A 1,278-nucleotide genomic window follows, 5' to 3' on the forward strand; every position below is an offset into this window, starting at 1 on the left:
CTGACCCCTGCTGTCAAATCCGTATAACTAAACTTGGGAGATTTTGATTACGCAGCATGACGATAATAGTCAAACCACACCTGTCTTGGCGATTTATAGCCTAAACCCTTTTGAATTCTCGTTTGGTTGTAGTACAACTCGATATATCTAATGATATCGGTAATGGCGGCAAATCTGGTCTTATAGTCCTGATGATATATTAACTCATTCTTTAATACGCCCCAGAAGCTCTCTATAGGTGCGTTATCAAAGCAGTTACCTTTAGCGCTCATTGAGCCTGCAAGCTGATGCTGCTTGATGATCTTATGGTAGGCATGACTACAGTACTGACTGCCTCTATCAGAGTGAACGACTAGCCCTTTACTGGGTCGTTTGTTCTTGATGGCCATGTTCAATGCTTTGCATACTAGATCTGCTGTCATGCGTTTGTTGATGGCGTAACCGACAAGCTCTTTAGTGTATAAGTCTTTAACGCCTGCTAAATACAGCCAACCCTCAAGCGTCCAAATATAGGTGATGTCACTGACCCACGTTTGGTTAGGGCGACTGGCATCAAACTTCTGATCCAGTACGTTTGGATAGATCAGCTTGTTGTGATTGGAGTCGGTAGTGACTTTAAAGCGCTTGTGGCGACGGCATTTGATGCCATGTTCCTCTTTAATGCTTCTAACCATGTATAGGCTAATGTCATGGCCTTGCTCGGTGAGCGTTGCATGCAAACGTTCATAACCATAACGTTCTTTACTTTGACTGTGAGCGGCTTTAACGAGTAGCTCGCAATGGTTGCGATGTATCTGCTGCTCGCTGATATCGCGACTCAGCCAGTCGTAGTAACTTGAATGCTTAATCTTTAGCACACGGCACATAGTGGTGATGCTAAAGAAGTGCTGGTTATCTTTGATAAAGGCGTACCTGACTAGCTGTGCTTTGCAAAGTACGCCGTCGCCTTTTTTAATATCTCTCGTTCCTCTTCGGCTACTTTAAGCTGTCGTTTGAGGCGCTTGTTCTCTTCAATCACGGCTATGAGCTGTGGATCGTACTGCTCTGTTCCTACAAGCTTGCCTTGGTTGGCTTTGTTATGCCAATTAGATAAGGTCTGCATGGCGATGCCAAGCTGCTTTGCGGTCGCTGAGATATTGCCATTATTGTTTGCTATCTTCTTAACGGCTTCTGCTTTAAATTCTGTGCTGTAAGTTCTGATTTTCTTGGTCATGGTAAACTCCTGTGAATACGCTTAGTTTACCAAGTTTAGTTGTACGGTTTCTTCAGCATAGCTCA

Annotated in this window: 1 protein-coding gene; it reads right to left on the reverse strand. The window is 44.1% G+C overall.

Going from position 1 to position 1,278, the window contains the following annotated elements:
* Positions 1 to 47: 47 nt before the first annotated feature.
* A protein-coding gene (locus tag EI164_RS16165; RefSeq protein WP_192520996.1) for an IS3 family transposase occupies positions 48 to 1,213 on the reverse strand; the annotation gives its coding sequence in 2 pieces (ribosomal slippage) (positions 48 to 955 and positions 955 to 1,213; 1,167 coding nt in all).
* Positions 1,214 to 1,278: the final 65 nt, after the last annotated feature.

Source organism: Psychrobacter sp. FME13, assembly GCF_014861395.1.
Taxonomy (GTDB): Bacteria; Pseudomonadota; Gammaproteobacteria; order Pseudomonadales; family Moraxellaceae; genus Psychrobacter.